The sequence below is a fragment of the Rhodococcus sp. P-2 genome (genome assembly GCF_016598535.1).
Lineage (GTDB): Bacteria > Actinomycetota > Actinomycetes > Mycobacteriales > Mycobacteriaceae > Rhodococcus_F > Rhodococcus_F baikonurensis.
The window spans coordinates 3689818-3706081 of the sequence record NZ_CP066779.1; the positions used below are offsets into that span (position 1 = coordinate 3689818).

A 16264-nucleotide genomic window follows, 5' to 3' on the forward strand; every position below is an offset into this window, starting at 1 on the left:
CGGACGTATCGTAAAGCCCATGAGCGTTGCAAACGAATGGAGCCGAATCGAAGCGTGGTGCCGTACTCACGCACCGGTGACGGCTGCAGCGTTTCAACCAGGGCTCGGTGACGCCGTCGTCGAGGAATTCGAAGCCTCGACCGGCGTCACGTGGCCCCAGGAACTTCGCGACCTGTACCGGGTGCACAACGGCAGCCTGACCCACGACGACCGGACGGGACTCTTCCTCGGCAGCGTGCTCCCCGACAAGTTCTTCTACCCCATCGACGTCGCAACCGAAGTGCGTCTCACTCTCCTCGAAACGTGGGACGAGACGATCTACGAGAATCCCGACCTCTATGCCGAGGACGAGATGGATCGACACGATCGACGCGACGCAGGCACTGCCGCAACCATGTTCATCCCCTCGTTCATTCCCTTTGCCGGACTGGACGAGTACCACTACTTCGTGGACACGCGCAACGGCGCACTCCATCATTGTGTGACGGAGTACGCGTCGGACGCCACCGACAACGGCGGGCCGATCTGGGCGTCCATCTCGGTCATGCTGGCCGCCCATGCCGCTGCGTTGGAGACAGGGTCCACGATCGGAGTCTGGAAACCCGTTGTCAGCAAGGGTGTTCTGGAATGGGAAGTCGACGCATGACGTCGGAGCGGAACCCGACCCGCCGCACCCTTGCCGACGGGCGTCAGATCTTCTACTTCGACGACGCCGGCCGTGCCCGCGACCACACTGCGCGAGATACCCGCGAACTGCCGACACTCGACCACTCGTCTCGAATGAGGTACGACGTGCTCACCGGCGAGTGGATCACCGTGGCCTCCCATCGCATGACACGGACCCATCTCCCCTCCACTGCCGAATGCCCGTTGTGCCCGACCAACGAAACACGCACGCCTACAGAAATACCCGACGCGGACTACGACGTCGCGGTGTTCGAGAATCGGTTTCCGAGCTTTGCGTCGTCACCGCAGGATGGCGCCCCCGGCACCGGAGACGGCCCGGGGGATCGCCCAGCCCTCGGCCACTGCGAAGTGATGTGTTTCTCGAGCGATCACACGGCGTCCGTCGCCGAACTTCCGCTCGAACGCATGCGCACGATTGTGGGTGCCTGGATTTCTCGGACCGAAGAGTTGTCAGCGGATCCGGTTGTGGAACAAGTCTTCTGCTTCGAGAACCGCGGCGAAGAAATCGGAGTGACGCTCACCCACCCGCACGGACAGATCTACGCGTACCCGTATGTCACGCCACGCACCCGATCGATGCTGACGCAAGCGGACAAACACTTCGAGCGCACCGGGCGCTCACTACTGGCCGATGTTCTGGCGTCCGAGCGCGAGGACGGGACCCGGTTGATCTACGACGGCGATCACTGGAGCGCCTACGTCCCGATCGCCGCACGATGGCCCATCGAGATCCACCTGGCACCGCATCGCGACATCCCGGACCTTCCCTCGCTGAACGACGAAGAGCGCGAAGAACTCGCGGTCGTTTACCAAGATCTCCTGCGCCGTGTCGATCGCTTCTATCCGGGCGTCGACCGGGTACCGTACATCGCTGCCTGGCACCAAGCTCCCGTCCGCATCGACCGACCTCTGAGTCGACTGCATCTTCAGCTGTTCTCGATCTTGCGCGCGCCGGGCAAACTCAAATACCTCGCCGGGTCCGAGTCCGCCATGGGCGCCTGGGTGAACGACGCCATTCCCGAGGCAGTGGCGGCCCGACTACGGGAGTTGAAATAGTGGAGGCCGTCTCGAAAGAATCTGTGCTCCACCAGTTCATCGACGCCTGCGGGTATCCGACAACCGGAGTTTGGGCGGCACCTGGTCGAGTCAACCTTATCGGTGAACACACGGACTACAACGGTGGATTGTGCCTTCCGGTCGCTCTCGAGCAGCGAACACTGGTTGCTGTCGCACTGCGCAGCGACGGCGTCGTCCGCGTGCACAGCCGGCAATCCGACGAGACATACACCGGGTCCGTCGGCGACATCGCAGCAGGATGGGCCGCCTACCCAACAGCCGTTCTGTGGTCTCTTGCGCTCGAAGGCCTCCCACTCGGAGGAATCGATCTGGCAGTCGACTCGTCGGTACCCGTCGGAGCCGGGCTGTCGAGTTCCGCTGCCCTCACCTGCTCGGTTGCGTTGGCCGTCAACGAACTTCACGATTCACCGTTCAACCGTGACCAGCTCGTGCAAGCTTGTATCCGAGCCGAGAACGAGGGCGTCGGGGCACCGACCGGCGGCATGGATCAAACAATTGCCCTCTTTGCTCAGCCGTCGACCGCGCTCCTGCTGGACTGCCAGGACGGGTCCACCGAACCCATCCCGTTCGACCTCCACGGTGCGGGTTTCGAACTGATCGTCGTCGATACTCGGGTCAAGCACTCGCTCGCGGACGGACAGTACGGGTTGCGACGCTCTCAATGTCTCGATGCAGCTACAGCTCTCGGCGTCGACAGTTTGCGAGAGGCTACTGCAAACCAGGCCGAGACAGTGCGAGACCCGATCCTCCGAGCGCGGGCGCGGCACGTCGTGACCGAGATCGAACGAACCCGAAGGGTCGCAGAACTCCTACGCAGCAACAGATTCAGCGACATCGGAGAGCTGCTCGACAACTCTCACGCTTCATTGCGTGACGACTTCGAGGTCTCGTGCGAAGAACTCGATGTCGCCGTTGCCGCAGCACGACGCGGGGGTGCGATCGGCGCACGGATGACCGGCGGCGGCTTCGGAGGCTCGGCCATAGCGTTGGTTCCGGAAGGAAGCGGTGCGGAGGTCATCGGGTCGGTGAGCCGCGAGTTTGCGGCGCGAGGTTGGCGAGCACCCCACTTTCTCAGCGCAACTGCCGGAGGTTCGGCCACCCGATTGTGAGCGAACGGTACGTTCGGCGCACTGAGGGCGCCAAACGTACCGTTCGCTCCGGTTGGGGCCCTCGAGATCCCTCTCACATAAATAGTCATCTCAGATGCGAATTATGTAGGTTCAGATCATGCAACTGACGCAGTTCACCGATCTGGGATTGCGCGTCGTCATGCGGTTGGCCGTACTCGACGCGGATGCCTCCCCCAGCACTCGGGATGTTGCGCAGCAGCTCAACGTGTCGTACTCCCATGCCACCAAAGTGGTTACACGGCTCGGCGAGTTGGGCATCGTCACAACCAGGCGCGGCCGCGGCGGCGGACTTTCCATCACCGAACTCGGCCGCACCGCCACCATCGGCTGGCTGGCCAGACGCCTCGAAGGCCCGGGTGAAGTCGTCGACTGCGAAGGCGACAAACCATGCCCACTGCGCGGTGGTTGCCTCCTTCGGAGTGCATTGCGTGACGCTCAGGAAGCGTTTTTCGTCTCGCTCGACGCCGTCACGATCGAGGACGTCATCCGACAGCCGTCCAAAACTGTTCTGCTTCGCCTCACCACTCGTAGCGACGAAGCAGGCTGATCAACCGAATCTCGACCGAACGGAGCAGCTCATGCTTTCCCCACAGTCAACCGAGGTCATTCGCGCCACACTCCCCGTGGTCGGCGCCGCCATCGGCGATATCACAACCCTGTTCTACCGCAAGATGTTCGACGCACATCCCGAACTCGAACGCGACCTGTTCAATCGCGGCAATCAGAAGCAGGGCGAACAGCAGAAAGCACTCGCGGGCGCTATCGCGGCATTCGCTACGCTGCAGCTCGAACCCGACAGCGCCAAGGTCGATCTCATCCTTTCGCGTATCGCTCACAAGCATGCGTCGTTGGGAATCACCCCCGATCAGTACGCGATCGTTCACGAACACCTCTTCGCCGCGATCGTCGAAATACTCGGAGATGCAGTCACTCCCGAAGTCGCCGCAGCCTGGGACGAGGTCTACTGGTTGATGGCGGAAACCCTCATCACGATGGAACGGGGTCTCTACCAGCTCGCCGGTGTCGAGACCGGCGACGTGTGGCGAACGGTCAGAGTCAGCGAGCGCGTCCTTCAATCCGCCGACACTGTCTCCCTGACACTCTCCTCGGTCGACGGCAGCGCTCTACCCACCTTCGCTCCCGGACAGTATCTTTCGGTCGGTGTCATCCTTCCGGACGGCGCCCGCCAGATCCGTCAGTACAGCCTGTGTTCGATACCGAGTAGCGCGGACTGGCGGATCAGTGTGAAGCGAATCTCGGGCACTCCCGACGGTGAAGTGTCGAACTTCCTCTACAACAACGTATTCGAAGGACAAGAACTCTCCGTCACCACCCCGTTCGGTGATCTCACCATGCCCGACGACGACTCGCCACTGCTACTCGCATCGGCCGGAATCGGTTGCACACCGATGATCGGCATGCTCAACCATCTTGCCGATACCGGCGCACAGCGTCCCGTCTCCGTCATTCATGCTGATCGATCCATCGCAGATCATGCTCACCGAGCAGAACTCAGCACGCTCGTCGACAAGATTCCCGCAGCAACCCTGCACCGCTGGTACGAGGACCTCGGCACGCATGTGCCCTTCGGATCGGTTCACGAAGGCCGAGCCGATCTGCGTGATATCACCGTAGAGCCGGATACCCAGGCGTTCCTCTGCGGGCCGATGCCGTTCATGTTGGCGATGCGCGCATCGTTGCTCGAACGCGACGTCCCGGCGCAGAATATCCACTACGAGGTCTTCGGTCCCGACAGCTGGGCCAATACCTGAGCGGACCACTGTCTGCGAACTGGACCTTGGCCTGCCACGGTAACCCCTTGTGTACTCGACGGAATATCCAGATCGAGTAGTGGGAGACCGACATGATCACGTCAGCGTCGATGACGGGAGTCGCGCTGATCGCCCTGGCGATGGTTCTGACACCGGGCCCCAACATGATTTACCTGGTGTCCCGCAGCATCAGCCAGGGCCGCCGGGCAGGTTTGATCTCGCTCGCCGGAGTCGCAACCGGTTTCCTGGTCTACCTCGCCGCCACGTGTGCCGGGCTGACGGCGGTTCTCTTCGCCGTACCCACGGTGTTCACCGCGGTGAAAATCGGCGGCGCCCTGTATCTGGCCTATCTCGCCTGGTCGACGCTCCGACCAGGCGGGAAGTCCGCCTTCGAGGTGGGCGCCGTCGACCGCCACGGCAGCGGTCGACTGTTCGGGATGGGTCTGACCACGAATCTGCTCAATCCCAAGATCGCTCTGATGTACGCGGCACTGATCCCCCAGTTCGTCGATCCCACTGCGGGTCCGGTCTGGCAACAGGCGCTCGTACTCGGCGGCGTGCAGATCCTTGTCGCAGTCACCGTCAACGCGTTGATCGTGTGCTGTGCGGCAGCCGTGTCAGCTTTCCTGATGGCACGTCCGGTGTGGATGCGGGCTCAGAAGTGGCTAGCTGGTGGCATTCTCGGAATCTTCGCCACCCGCATGGCCCTGGAGTAGTTTCAGCCCTTCGGACGTTGGTCGATCAGACGACGCGCTTTACCGATCGAGCGTTCGAGTCCGCCCGGTTCGAGAACGTTCACCTCGACCGTGACACCGATCTTGTTCTTCACCAGCTTCTGCAATGCAGACGATGCCGCCGCATGGTCCGATAATGCCGCATCGGGGCGAGCCTCGACGCGCACCGTCAGGGTGTCCATTCGGCCAGGACGCTCCAGCACACACTGGAATTGAGGCGCGAGGGCGGGGACGGTCAGGATCAGTTCTTCGATCTGTGTGGGGAACAGATTGACCCCACGCAGGATGATCATGTCGTCGGTCCGGCCGGTCACCTTCTGCATCCGTCGCATCGTGCGCGCCGTACCGGGCAACAGACGGGTCAGGTCCCTGGTGCGATAGCGAATGATGGGCAGCGCCTCCTTGGTGAGCGAGGTGAAAACCAGCTCCCCTTCCTCACCGTCCGGGAGCACCTCGCCCGTGACCGGATCGATGATCTCCGGGTAGAAGTGGTCTTCCCAGATATGGAGTCCGTCTTTGGTTTCCACACATTCCATTGCCACGCCCGGGCCCATGATCTCGGAGAGTCCGTAAATGTCCACCGCATGCATGTCGAGTTGCTGTTCCAACTCGGTCCGCATCTGTTCGGTCCACGGCTCCGCTCCGAAAACTCCCACCCTCAGCGAGGTCTTCGAGGGATCGATCCCCTTCTTGATCATCGCATCCACGATGGTCAACATGTACGACGGAGTCACCATGATGGCATCGGGCTCGAAGTCCTCGATCAGCTGAATCTGCCGCTCGGTCATGCCACCGGACATCGGAATGACCGTGCAGCCCAATCGTTCAGCACCGTAATGTGCTCCCAACCCACCGGTGAACAGGCCGTACCCGTAAGCCACGTGAACCTTGTCCGAAGACCGCACGCCGCCGGCCGAGAGACTGCGCGCGATGAGATCGGCCCAGTTGTTCAGGTCGTTGCTCGTGTACCCCACCACCGTCGGGCGCCCGGTCGTCCCCGAGGACGCGTGAATTCGCGAAACCTTGTCCTGGGGTACCGCGAACATCTTGAACGGATAGTTCTCGCGCAGATCCGCTTTGGTGGTGAAGGGGAACTTCGCGAGATCGCTCAGATCCTTTAAGTCGCTCGGGTGGACGCCGGCGTCGTCGAAAGCTTTGCGGTAGTGCGGAACATTGGTGTACGCGTGCATCAGGGACCATTGCATCCGCTCCAGTTGGAGCGTCGAAATGCGGTCCCGGCCGGCAAATTCGATTTCTTGCGAAGTAGCAGTGGCGAGTTCGGTCATGATTGTCTCCGGTGGGCTCAGTGAGGGCGCTGTGCGGGCGGTCAGGCGTCGAAATCGACTGTTATCTGGTCACCGACAGGAAAGGTCTGGCAGGTCAGCACGAAACCCGCGTCGACTTCGTAGTCTTCGAGTGCGTAGTTCCTGCGCATCTCCACATCACCGCAGGTGACCTTGGCGCGGCACGTTCCGCACACTCCGCCCTTGCAGGCGAAGGGCAGATCCGAGCGGTACTGTTCGGCCGCATCGAGAATCGACTGGTCGCGTGGCAACGTCGCGGTGGTCGATCGACCGTCGAGAGTAATCGTCACCTCGCTGCTCGGTCCGACAATTCCGCGCTCACGATGCACTGCGACGGGTGGAGCGACGTCGTCGACGTAGAACAGCTCGTGATGGATGCGATCCTTGGCAATTCCCAAGCCGGCCAGCACTTCCTGGGCGTCGTTGACCATCCCGAAGGGACCACAGAGCCAGAAGCCGTCGACCTGGTCGCACGGTACGAGAGAGGTGAAGATCTCACGCAACCGGCCGGCGTCGAGACGGCCCGAGAACAACTCGACCTCCCGCGGTTCGCGAGAGAGAACGTGAATGACGTCCAGGCGCGCACCGTACCGGTCCTTCAGGTCGGCGATTTCTTCGGCGAACATCACCGAACGAGTACGCCGGTTCCCGTACAGCAGGGTGACATCGGCCTCGGGGTTCGCCAAAAGTGTTGCAGCGATGGAAAGCATGGGCGTGATGCCAGAGCCCGCCGCGATCAGAACGTGCCGTCCACCCAGTGCCGGATCGGCGACGAAATTGCCCGAAGGGCCCTGGACGTCGATTTGATCCCCGGCCTTGACGTCGCGCACCAACCAGGTGGAGAAGAGTCCGTCTGCTACTTCGCGAACCCCCACCCGTGGAGACGCGCCTACCGGTGCACAGATCGAGTAGGAACGACGGTGTTCGACGCCGTCGATCATCCGCCGCAGTGTCAGTGACTGCCCGGCGCCGAAGTCGAATTGATCGGCGATATCGGCAGGCACGTCGAAGGTGACGGCAACTGCGTCGTCGCACAGTGATTCGACACCGGCGACCGTCAACGGGTGAAAGGGTTTGTTCCGGTTCGTCGTTGCGGTACTCATCTGTTCAGATCTCCTTCACGTGATCGAACGGCTCGAGGCAGTCGAGGCAGCGATACAGCGCTTTGCACAGGGTCGCACCGAATTCCGAACTCAGTCTGGTGTTTGCCGAACCGCACTGGGGGCAGAGGATGTTGCGGGGCTTGGCCGTCAAGGTCAATGCGATCGGCCCCGAGGCGCGGCGCGGCGCTGCCCCCGGCACCGAGTACCCAGCCGTCCGAAGTTTCGCGAGCCCTTCTTCGCTGATCCAATCCGAACTCCAAGGCGGCGACAGTTGAGTCTTGATCTGGACGCTGCCGTACCCCGCATCGTTCAGCTTGTGCTCGATGTCGTCTCGCATCGTCGCCATCGCTGGACACCCGGAATAGGTGGGAGTGATTGTCACACAGACGAAGTTCGCTTCGACGTCGACCGATCGGATGACCCCGAGATCGGCCAGAGTAAGCAGTGGCATCTCCGGATCCATCACCGAGGCGACGATCTCCTGCGCGGACGAGACGGTGGTGGCAGCCACGGTCACCACACCCCTTCAGGGTGCTCCCGAGCGACGCTCTGCATTTCGGCGAGAAGCAGTCCCAGTGCCCCGGTATGCAATCCGGCGCGTCCACCGCGGCCGCCGACGAAACCGGAGAAACGTGCAGGGGGCTCTTCCATTTCGGCCGCATGGAGCACCTGGGCAAGAACAGCGTCGAACTCCGGCCGAACAGTACGCGGATCCACTCCGACGCCAACTTCTGCCAAAACGAGTTCGTCTTGAGTGGGAACAAAGAGTTCGTCCACGAACGGGAAGATCTCGAGCAGGGCGTCGGCCGTCCGGCGCTTTGATTCTGCCGTGCCGGCCCCCAAGGTGACGACCCATCTTGCCGCGTAGTCGCGGTGATAGGTCAGTTCCTTGACACCTTTGTTCGCCACAGCAGCGAGAACCGGATCCCGCGATGTGCGGAGCCGATCGAACAGCGCCAGCCGCCAGGTCGCGAACACGAGTAGCCGAACGACCGTGTGTGCGAAGTCGCCGTTGGCGAGTTCCACCAGTCTCACGTTACGGAAACCGAACTGATCACGAAAGAAGGCGAGCGCATCTTCGGCCGGCACCGGTGACGTATCCGAGATGAACGGAACCACGGTGGAATCGGCTGCTGCCGCGCGAGCAAGCAGCAGCCTGGCCTGCCCGATCAGATCCAGGCCGACATTTGCGAGAGCTACCTCTTCTTCGAGTTCCGGTGCTCGCGTAAACCATTCGGCGAGTCGCTGCGAACTGACGAGCGCGTCGTCACCGAGCATGAGGCAGTAGCGCGCCAGGGCTCCGAGATCGACGTCGCCTGGCACCGTGGTGTCGACTCCGGCGAGGGGGTCGTCGAAACTGGTTCCGAACGCCCACTGACCGTGGCCGTCACCGTCGACCAGGCCGTCGTAGGCACTGTCGTGATCGTTCATCTGTTGGTCCTCGAAGTCGAAGTGATTCTCACATGTGGGGAACGGAGTCCGGGATGTCGTAGAAGGTCGGGTGCCGGTAGACCTTGTCGCCGCTCGGCGCGAAGAACGGATCCTTTTCTGCCGGACTCGAAGCCACGATGTTCGCGGACGGTACGACCCAGATGCTCACGCCTTCGTTACGTCTGGTGTAGACGTCACGCGCGTGGCGTAGGGCCATCTGGTCGTCTGCCGCGCGCAGTGATCCGACATGGACATGGTTCAGTCCGCGCTTTCCCCTCAGAAATACCTCGTACAAAGGCCATTCGCCCCGTACCTGATCGCCATGTACCTGATCGTTCTCGCTCATGCTGTTTCCCCAGTCGTGCGATCGTGCGCGAGTCTCTCGCGCTGTGCAAAGGCGTAGGCGGCGTCACGGACCCAGGCCCCGTTGTCGTGTGCGGCTTTCCGATTGGTGATCCGCTCGACGCTCGCCGCCCCGTTACCGCGGACCACATCCATGAATTCGCTCCAGTCCGGCTCGCCGAAATCGTGAGCGCCACGCTCAGGGTTCCAGCGCAGGTCGGGATCGGGGAAGGTCACACCCAGTACCTCGGCCTGCGGTATCGACATGTCCACAAATCGCTGCCGCAGTTCGTCGTTCGTGTGCCGCTTGATGCGCCACTTCATCGACTGTTCGGTGTTCGGCGACTCGTCGTCCGGCGGTCCGAACATCATCAGAGCAGGCCACCACCATCGGTTGACGGCTTCCTGCACCATCGCACGTTGGGCTTCCGTGCCGCGCATCATCGTCGCCAGCAACTCGAAACCCTGCCGCTGATGGAAGGACTCCTCCTTGCATACACGGATCATCGCTCGTGCATACGGCCCGAAGGAGCTGCGGCACAGCGGAACCTGATTGCAGATAGCGGCTCCGTCGACCAGCCAACCGATCACTCCCACGTCGGCGTAGGTCAGCGTCGGGTAGTTGAAGATCGAGGAGTACTTCTGCTTTCCCTCGATCAGTTTGGTGGTCAGATCGCCGCGGTCGGCACCGAGGGTCTCGGCCGCGGAGTAGAGATACAAACCGTGCCCCGCCTCGTCCTGGACCTTCGCCATGAGAATCGCCTTGCGTCGCAACGAAGGTGCACGGGTGAGCCAGTTTCCCTCTGGCTGCATTCCGATGATCTCGGAGTGCGCATGCTGGGCAACCTGACGAATCAGCGTCTTGCGGTAGCCGTCCGGCATCCAGTCGCGAGGCTCGATGCGCTGGTCCGCCGCGATCGTCTCGTCGAACAGGTTCTGCAGGTCTTGTGGAGCTTCCACGTTGGTCATCGTACCTACCTTTTATTACCGAATGATCGGTTGGTAACTAGTATGCACCGCGGTGTCCCGGCGCACAAGAGAATCTTTCGACGGAACAGAAATCAGCGGCCCTCGAAGACCGGCTTCTGCTTCGACAGGAAAGCCATGACTGCGCCTCGATGATCTGCCGTGGAACCCAGCTCCACCTGCGCGTTCGCCTCGGCATCCAGTGCCTGGGAAAGCCCAGGAGCAACTGCACGGATCAGCGATTTCACGTGGGCGAAGGCCGCGGTGGGTCCGTCGGCAAGTCGGCGGGCGAGTACCCGAGCCTCAGCTGCGACATCCTCGTCGGCCACCACTCGATGAACCAATCCCCACTCCAGTGCGCTCTGCGCGTCGAACCTGTCGCCGAGCAACATCAGGCCACTGGCACGGCTAGGTCCGAGCGCGTGCACGAGCGCATGACTGAGCCCCGAGTCACTGGCCAGACCGATGCCGGTGAATGCCGTCGCAAAGCTCGCGCGAGCACCCACGACACGGATGTCTCCGGCCAACGCGATTCCCAACCCCGCCCCGACACAGGCGCCGCCGATACCCACCACCACCGGGACCGACAGCGTCGACAGCGCCGTCACAATGGGGTTGTAGTGCGCGGCGACGGTGTCCATCGCGTGCGCCGGATCGGCATCCAACGCTGCCGCGTGCTCGCCCAGATCCTGACCGACGCAGAAGTTCTTGCCTTCGGCGAGAATCAACACCGCTCGAACGTCTGCGTCCGCGTGGACCTGCAGCAACGCCTCGAGCAGCTGAGACTTCATTTCGCCGTTGACGGCATTGGCGGCCTTGGGCCGGTCGAGAGTGATTGTCGCCAAACCTCGCTCGATCTCCAAGCGGATCACGTCAGTCATCGATGTTCCTTTCGCAGGCAGTTCGGTTCAGCTCCATGTGTGAAAACCCTGTCCTGTCTTGCGCCCCAACTCGCCGCGGGCGACCTTCTCTCGCAGCAGTGCAGGAGGAGTAAATCGATCACCGAGAGTGCTCGCGAGGTGTTCGGCGATCGCCAGGCGCACATCCAACCCGACCAGATCCGTCGAACGCAGCGGCCCCATCGGATGCCGGTACCCCAATTCCATGGCCCGGTCGATCGATTCCGCGTCCGCCATACCTTCTTCGAGCATTCGGATGGCTTCGAGCCCGAGACCGACGCCAAGCCTGCTGGTCGCAAAACCGGGTGAGTCGTTGACGAGAACCTCGGCTTTGCCGAGCATCGACACCCATGCTCGTACCGAGTCGACAACCTCGGAGCGGGTCTGAGGCGCCCGGACGATCTCGACCAACAGCGACGCCGGGACTGGATTGAAGAAGTGCATACCGATGAACCGGCTCGGATCCGTCAGCGCTGCACCGAGTTCGGCGATCGACATGGAACTGGTATTGCTGGCGATCACGGTGCGTTCTCCGGCAACGGTTTCGGCAGCCGCGAGAACCTCGACCTTGAGGGCCGCGATTTCCGGGACCGCCTCGACGATCAGGTCGAGCGACGGGGGTAGGGAGCTTACTGCGCCTACGACGCTCACGCGCGCGAGGACCGTCGCGGGGTCCTGGTCGCCGAGTTTTCCTCGTTCGTGGGCGCGGTCGAGGCCGGTGGAAACACGCTGTAACGCGGCCTCGGCGTCGCCGCTCTCCGCGATGGTGACCGCCCCGCCCAGAGCGGCGAACACCTGGGCGATACCTGCACCCATGCGTCCACCGCCGATAACTCCGACGGCCTTGGGTGCAACTGATTCAGTCATGATTTCTTCTCCAGGAAAGCCGTCATACGATCGTGCTTGTCCGAACTCTCGAACAGGACGGCTTGGGCGATGTCGTCGGCAAACGGATGCGATCCCGGCGCGTCGACGATGATCTTGGTCAATCGCAGTGCCAGCGGGGACAGTCGGGAAATACGGTCGAGCAGCCGATGCGCTGCGTCGACGTGGCAGTTCGGTTCGGTCACCTCGACAACCAGACCTGCTCGTAGCGCCTGCTCGGCGTCGAGGTTCCTGGCACCGAGGAGCACTTGCTTCGCGATCGAGACGCCGACGAGCTTCGGCAGCCGATAGCTCGCACCCGCGGCTGCCATTATCCCGAGATTGGGCTCGGGATTACCGAAGACCGCCGTCGTGGTCGCGATGCGAATGTCGCAGGCGTACGTCAACTCCGCCCCGCCACCGAGCGCGTAGCCGCTCACTGCGGCGACGGTGGGCAGCGGGAGCTTTCCGATGCGGTCGAACAGCGTGCGGTTGATACCCGCGAACGCTTCGTCTCGTCCGCGCTCTCGGAGCTCCGCGATGTCAGCGCCGCCCGCGAAGTGGTCTCCTCGCCCGGCAAGCAGGAGCAGCTTCGGATCCCGTTCGAGGCGCCCACAAACCTGATGCAGTTCGTCGATCATTTCCGCGTTGATCGCGTTGCGTTGCGCGGGCCTGTCGAGGGTGACCACGACGCGATCCTCGCGCTCGTCCACGTGCAGGGTGTTCACATTCACTCCTTCTCGCTCTTCTCCATTAGTAACCGAACATTCGGTCGTTTGGCAAGGGTGGAGATGAGGATGGTGCACAGCTTTGCCCGAACTGAGAAGATGGGGACATGACTACGGCACGCCCCACTCGACGCACCGGCCTCCCCGGACGTCCCGGCTACGACCTCGATTCACTCCTCGCCGTGGCCGTCAAGGTGTTCAACGACAAGGGCTACGACGGCGCCAGCATGGAGGTGCTCGCCAAGAAACTCGGCATCACGAAGTCCTCGATCTACCACCACGTGTCCGGAAAGTCAGAACTTCTCGAACTCGCACTTTCGCGTGCACTCAACGCCCTGTTCGCGGTCACGACCGAAGAAGGCGCCACCACCGGTCCGTACATCGACCGTCTCGAATACCTGGTCCGGCGCAGTGTAGAGGTGCTGGTCGCAGAGCTTCCGTACGTCACCCTGCTCCTGCGCGTCCGTGGCAACACGACGGTCGAGCGGGCCGCGCTCGCTCGTCGACGCGAATTCGACAACTTCGTCGGAGGCCTCGTCTCGTCCGCCGCAGCGGAGGGAGACTTGCGCCCGGACATCGAACCAGCCCTCGCCAGCAAGCTGATGTTCGGCACCGTCAACTCACTGATCGAGTGGTACAAACCCCGAGCGGGTGAGTCCGTCTCCGACATTGCCGACGCGGTCGTCGCCGTCACTTTCGACGGACTTCGCAAGGCCTGATTCCAGGCAGTTCTGCCGAATCCTTGACAACGCGGCGTCGTCGGGCGATCGTAATTACCGACCGAACGTACGGTGAGATGGAGTTGTCGTGAGCAGACTGTTGGAAAGCTATGTAGCCGGTCAGTGGTACGCCGCACCGGACGCAGGTACCCCGTTGCCCAGCGCAGTGGACGGATCGGAGGTGGCCCGGATCTCCGCAACCGGCGTCGACCTCGCCGAGATGGTTACGTACGCACGCGAGGTCGGCGGGCCTGCACTGTCTGCGATGACCTTCCACGAACGTGCCGGCGCGCTCAAGGCCCTCGCCCTCACGTTGATGGCAGGAAAAGCCGAGTTCTACACACTCTCCACTGCCACCGGGGCGACGACGCGAGATTCCGGGGTGGACATAGACGGCGGATTCGGGACCCTGCTGAGTTACGCGAGCAAGGCTCGGCGCGAATTACCCGACAGCACAGTCTTTCTGGACGGAAACGTCGAGCCTCTCGGCAAGGGCGGAACTTTCCTCGGGCAACACATCTATACATCACGTCGTGGCGTCGCCGTGCAGATCAACGCGTTCAACTTCCCGGTGTGGGGATTTTTGGAGAAACTGGCACCGGCCTTCATCGCGGGTGTCCCGTCCATCGTCAAACCTGCCAGTTCCACGGCGTATCTCACCGAACTCGTCTTCCGGCGCATCATCGAATCAGGCTTGCTCCCGGAGGGTTCCGTCCAGCTGCTTTCCGGTAGTGCACGTGGACTCCTCGATCACCTCGAGGGACAGGATTCGGTGGCCTTCACCGGATCCGCCGACACCGCCGCAACGCTGCGTGCCCACCCGAACGTCGTCGGCAAGGGCGTCCATTTCAATGCCGAGGCCGATTCACTCAACGCGTCGATCCTCGGCGAGGACGCCGTACCAGGAACGCCCGAATTCGACTTGTACGTCAAACAACTCGTCACCGAAATGACGGTCAAGGCGGGACAGAAATGCACCGCTATCCGGCGCGCCCTGGTCCCGGTCCCGCTGGTCGACGCCGTTGTCGACGCCGCAACCGAGCGACTGAACAAAGTGGTCGTGGGACACCCCGATGCCGACGGCGTCACGATGGGAGCGCTCGCCAGCCTCGAACAGCGTGACGAAGTCTTGAAATCCATTCGCGGCCTGACGAAGTCGGCAACTATCGTATTCGGAGATCCGGACAACGTCGACGTGGTCGGCGCCGACGCCCGGTCCGGTGCCTTTCTTTCACCGATTCTCCTCCGGGCCGAGGACAACGCGCTCGAGGTACACGAGGTGGAAGCATTCGGGCCCGTCAGTACCGTCATCGGTTACGACGGCATCGATCATGCGATCGAACTTGCGGCCCGTGGCGAGGGAAGCCTCGTCGCCTCGGTGGTCACTGCCGACACCGATACAGCACGTCGATTGGTACTGGGCCTCGCAGCTTTTCACGGTCGAGTGCTCGTCCTCAACCGCGACGACGCCAAGGAATCGACCGGCCACGGCTCTCCCCTTCCAGTTCTCGTCCACGGCGGTCCCGGTCGCGCCGGCGGCGGTGAGGAGTTGGGTGGCATCCGCGGAGTTCTGCATCACATGCAGCGCACCGCCGTACAGGGCACACCCGACGTCCTCACCGCGGTCGGTGAGCGCTGGTTCACCGGGTCACAGCGCACTACCGGATCCGAGCATCCATTCCGAAAGAGTCTCGCAGAGTTGAAGATCGGCGACACTGTTGTCGGCGGTCCGCGCCAGGTCGCACTCGCAGACATCGATCATTTTGCAGAGTTCACCGGTGACACCTTCTACGCACATACCGATCCGGTGGCGGCAGCGGCGAATCCGCTTTTCGGCGGCATCGTCGCACACGGCTATCTGGTTGTCTCACTCGCTGCTGGCCTGTTCGTCGACCCGGCCCCCGGCCCGGTTCTCGCGAACTTCGGCGTGGACAGCCTCAGGTTCCTGACTCCGGTGAAAGCCGAAGACAGCCTGACGGTCACCCTCACAGCCAAGACCATCACACCTCGCAGCAGCGCCGACTACGGTGAGGTTCGTTGGGATGCCGTGGTGACGAACCAGGACAACGATCCGGTCGCGACATACGACGTCCTGACTCTGGTAGCCAAGACTCGCCCCGAAGGGAATTGAAAGCACATGACCTATCGAGTAGCAGTGTGTTACGGACGCCCCACCGACCCGGAGGCTTTCGACAAGTACTACAACGAGATCCACGTCCCGCTCGCCAGCGCGGTGCCAGGGTTGTCGGACTTCACGTTCAGCAAGTGCTCGACGCTGGACGGCTCCGATCCAGTCTTCTACGCCGTCGCCAACCTGGTGTTTCCCGATCTCGAGACGATGCATCGCGGCCTGAAGTCCCCGGAGATGGGCGCCGCTGGAAAAGATGTCGCGAACTTTGCCACCGGCACGGTCGACATGTATGTCCAGGAAGTTGTCTCGGTCCTCTAGACCCTGCAATCTCCGATAACACAGGAGTTGTCTCGTGAGTACAGGAAGCATCACCGCCA

Annotated in this window: 18 protein-coding genes; 9 read left to right on the top strand and 9 right to left on the bottom strand. The window is 62.4% G+C overall.

What is annotated here, in order from left to right:
• Nucleotides 1–19: 19 nt before the first annotated feature.
• From I7X09_RS17560 to I7X09_RS17585, 6 genes are all read left to right on the top strand, one after another.
• On the top strand, nucleotides 20–646 hold the full coding sequence (locus I7X09_RS17560; RefSeq protein WP_200313140.1) for an SMI1/KNR4 family protein: 627 nt from the start codon (nucleotides 20–22) through the stop codon (nucleotides 644–646).
• Entirely contained in the window at nucleotides 643–1743 is a 1101-nt protein-coding gene (gene galT, locus I7X09_RS17565) for a galactose-1-phosphate uridylyltransferase (RefSeq protein ID WP_200317893.1), read from the top strand. The genes I7X09_RS17560 and galT overlap by 4 nt, the downstream gene beginning before the upstream one ends.
• The gene (gene galK, locus I7X09_RS17570; protein WP_200313141.1) at nucleotides 1743–2873 is read left to right on the top strand and encodes a galactokinase; all 1131 of its coding nucleotides are present in this window, start codon (nucleotides 1743–1745) and stop codon (nucleotides 2871–2873) included. The genes galT and galK overlap by 1 nt, the downstream gene beginning before the upstream one ends.
• Before the next feature lie 118 nt (nucleotides 2874–2991).
• Complete coding sequence (locus I7X09_RS17575; protein WP_042446409.1) at nucleotides 2992–3441, top strand: RrF2 family transcriptional regulator; 450 nt, start codon at nucleotides 2992–2994, stop codon at nucleotides 3439–3441.
• Between the two features lie 31 nt (nucleotides 3442–3472).
• Entirely contained in the window at nucleotides 3473–4666 is a 1194-nt protein-coding gene (locus I7X09_RS17580; protein WP_200313142.1) for a globin domain-containing protein, read from the top strand.
• A 92-nt stretch (nucleotides 4667–4758) separates the two neighbouring features.
• On the top strand, nucleotides 4759–5382 hold the full coding sequence (locus I7X09_RS17585) for a LysE family translocator (protein ID WP_095972818.1): 624 nt from the start codon (nucleotides 4759–4761) through the stop codon (nucleotides 5380–5382).
• Between the two features lie 2 nt (nucleotides 5383–5384).
• Here the strand turns inward: I7X09_RS17585 and paaK are convergent, their stop codons facing one another.
• From paaK to I7X09_RS17630, 9 genes are all read right to left on the bottom strand, one after another.
• Nucleotides 5385–6686, bottom strand: a complete 1302-nt coding sequence (gene paaK / locus I7X09_RS17590) for a phenylacetate--CoA ligase PaaK (protein ID WP_124568079.1) — start codon at nucleotides 6684–6686, stop codon at nucleotides 5385–5387.
• 41 nt (nucleotides 6687–6727) lie between these two features.
• The gene (paaE, locus tag I7X09_RS17595; protein ID WP_200313143.1) at nucleotides 6728–7807 is read right to left on the bottom strand and encodes a 1,2-phenylacetyl-CoA epoxidase subunit PaaE; all 1080 of its coding nucleotides are present in this window, start codon (nucleotides 7805–7807) and stop codon (nucleotides 6728–6730) included.
• 4 nt (nucleotides 7808–7811) lie between these two features.
• Nucleotides 7812–8270 carry a 1,2-phenylacetyl-CoA epoxidase subunit PaaD gene (gene paaD, locus I7X09_RS17600; protein WP_200317895.1) on the bottom strand — a complete coding sequence of 153 codons (459 nt, stop codon included), beginning with the start codon at nucleotides 8268–8270 and terminating at the stop codon, nucleotides 7812–7814.
• A 50-nt stretch (nucleotides 8271–8320) separates the two neighbouring features.
• Nucleotides 8321–9238, bottom strand: a complete 918-nt coding sequence (paaC, locus tag I7X09_RS17605) for a 1,2-phenylacetyl-CoA epoxidase subunit PaaC (protein ID WP_200313144.1) — start codon at nucleotides 9236–9238, stop codon at nucleotides 8321–8323.
• A gap of 28 nt (nucleotides 9239–9266) precedes the next feature.
• Entirely contained in the window at nucleotides 9267–9584 is a 318-nt protein-coding gene (paaB, locus tag I7X09_RS17610) for a 1,2-phenylacetyl-CoA epoxidase subunit PaaB (RefSeq protein ID WP_166809824.1), read from the bottom strand.
• Nucleotides 9581–10549 carry a 1,2-phenylacetyl-CoA epoxidase subunit PaaA gene (gene paaA, locus I7X09_RS17615; RefSeq protein ID WP_095972822.1) on the bottom strand — a complete coding sequence of 323 codons (969 nt, stop codon included), beginning with the start codon at nucleotides 10547–10549 and terminating at the stop codon, nucleotides 9581–9583. The genes paaB and paaA overlap by 4 nt, the downstream gene beginning before the upstream one ends.
• A 92-nt stretch (nucleotides 10550–10641) precedes the next feature.
• On the bottom strand, nucleotides 10642–11427 hold the full coding sequence (locus I7X09_RS17620; protein WP_124568076.1) for an enoyl-CoA hydratase/isomerase family protein: 786 nt from the start codon (nucleotides 11425–11427) through the stop codon (nucleotides 10642–10644).
• Between the two features lie 27 nt (nucleotides 11428–11454).
• On the bottom strand, nucleotides 11455–12312 hold the full coding sequence (locus tag I7X09_RS17625) for a 3-hydroxyacyl-CoA dehydrogenase family protein (protein ID WP_200313145.1): 858 nt from the start codon (nucleotides 12310–12312) through the stop codon (nucleotides 11455–11457).
• Nucleotides 12309–13037, bottom strand: coding sequence for an enoyl-CoA hydratase/isomerase family protein (locus I7X09_RS17630; protein ID WP_095972844.1), 729 nt, complete (start codon nucleotides 13035–13037; stop codon nucleotides 12309–12311). The genes I7X09_RS17625 and I7X09_RS17630 overlap by 4 nt, the downstream gene beginning before the upstream one ends.
• A gap of 107 nt (nucleotides 13038–13144) precedes the next feature.
• On the opposite strand from I7X09_RS17630, the gene I7X09_RS17635 reads away from it, so the two are divergent.
• The 3 genes from I7X09_RS17635 to I7X09_RS17645 all read left to right on the top strand — a co-directional run bounded on the left by I7X09_RS17635 (nucleotide 13145) and on the right by I7X09_RS17645 (nucleotide 16205).
• Entirely contained in the window at nucleotides 13145–13756 is a 612-nt protein-coding gene (locus tag I7X09_RS17635) for a TetR/AcrR family transcriptional regulator (RefSeq protein WP_019745762.1), read from the top strand.
• A gap of 88 nt (nucleotides 13757–13844) precedes the next feature.
• Nucleotides 13845–15887 carry a phenylacetic acid degradation bifunctional protein PaaZ gene (paaZ, locus tag I7X09_RS17640; RefSeq protein ID WP_200313146.1) on the top strand — a complete coding sequence of 681 codons (2043 nt, stop codon included), beginning with the start codon at nucleotides 13845–13847 and terminating at the stop codon, nucleotides 15885–15887.
• A 6-nt stretch (nucleotides 15888–15893) separates the two neighbouring features.
• Complete coding sequence (locus I7X09_RS17645) at nucleotides 15894–16205, top strand: EthD family reductase (protein ID WP_200313147.1); 312 nt, start codon at nucleotides 15894–15896, stop codon at nucleotides 16203–16205.
• The last annotated feature ends 59 nt before the right edge of the window (nucleotides 16206–16264 follow it).

Bases quoted from the DNA above. Each gene is read 5' to 3' on its own strand.
- I7X09_RS17560 (WP_200313140.1), top strand. From the start codon at position 20: ATGAGCGTTGCAAACGAATGGAGCCGAATCGAAGCGTGGTGCCGTACT.
- galT (WP_200317893.1), top strand. From the start codon at position 643: ATGACGTCGGAGCGGAACCCGACCCGCCGCACCCTTGCCGACGGGCGT.
- I7X09_RS17575 (WP_042446409.1), top strand. From the start codon at position 2,992: ATGCAACTGACGCAGTTCACCGATCTGGGATTGCGCGTCGTCATGCGG.
- I7X09_RS17580 (WP_200313142.1), top strand. From the start codon at position 3,473: ATGCTTTCCCCACAGTCAACCGAGGTCATTCGCGCCACACTCCCCGTG.
- I7X09_RS17585 (WP_095972818.1), top strand. From the start codon at position 4,759: ATGATCACGTCAGCGTCGATGACGGGAGTCGCGCTGATCGCCCTGGCG.
- paaK (WP_124568079.1), bottom strand. From the start codon at position 6,686: ATGACCGAACTCGCCACTGCTACTTCGCAAGAAATCGAATTTGCCGGC.
- paaE (WP_200313143.1), bottom strand. From the start codon at position 7,807: ATGAGTACCGCAACGACGAACCGGAACAAACCCTTTCACCCGTTGACG.
- paaD (WP_200317895.1), bottom strand. From the start codon at position 8,270: ATGGATCCGGAGATGCCACTGCTTACTCTGGCCGATCTCGGGGTCATC.
- paaC (WP_200313144.1), bottom strand. From the start codon at position 9,238: ATGAACGATCACGACAGTGCCTACGACGGCCTGGTCGACGGTGACGGC.
- paaB (WP_166809824.1), bottom strand. From the start codon at position 9,584: ATGAGCGAGAACGATCAGGTACATGGCGATCAGGTACGGGGCGAATGG.
- paaA (WP_095972822.1), bottom strand. From the start codon at position 10,549: ATGACCAACGTGGAAGCTCCACAAGACCTGCAGAACCTGTTCGACGAG.
- I7X09_RS17620 (WP_124568076.1), bottom strand. From the start codon at position 11,427: ATGACTGACGTGATCCGCTTGGAGATCGAGCGAGGTTTGGCGACAATC.
- I7X09_RS17625 (WP_200313145.1), bottom strand. From the start codon at position 12,312: ATGACTGAATCAGTTGCACCCAAGGCCGTCGGAGTTATCGGCGGTGGA.
- I7X09_RS17635 (WP_019745762.1), top strand. From the start codon at position 13,145: ATGACTACGGCACGCCCCACTCGACGCACCGGCCTCCCCGGACGTCCC.
- I7X09_RS17645 (WP_200313147.1), top strand. From the start codon at position 15,894: ATGACCTATCGAGTAGCAGTGTGTTACGGACGCCCCACCGACCCGGAG.